The 291-nt window shown below is 50.9% G+C and carries 1 rRNA gene; it reads left to right on the forward strand.

Annotated elements, in window-relative coordinates:
• Positions 1-291 (forward strand): 16S ribosomal RNA (locus ABWU86_RS05905); the annotation flags it as partial.

Below are 291 nucleotides of genomic sequence, written 5' to 3' on the forward strand. Positions count from 1 at the left end.
ACGGTATTTAACCAGAAAGCCACGGCTAACTACGTGCCAGCAGCCGCGGTAATACGTAGGTGGCAAGCGTTGTCCGGATTTATTGGGCGTAAAGCGAGCGCAGGCGGTTTTGTAAGTCTGCTGTGAAAGCCCTCAGCTCAACTGAGGAAGTGCAGTGGAAACTACAAAACTTGAGTACAGAAGAGGAAAGTGGAACTCCATGTGTAGCGGTGAACTGCGTAGATATATGGAAGAACACCAGTGGCGAAGGCGGCTTTCTGGTCTGTTACTGACGCTGAGGCTCGAAAGCAT

Origin of the sequence: Apilactobacillus pseudapinorum (genome assembly GCF_040369555.1) — a bacterium.
Taxonomy (GTDB): Bacteria; Bacillota; Bacilli; order Lactobacillales; family Lactobacillaceae; genus Apilactobacillus.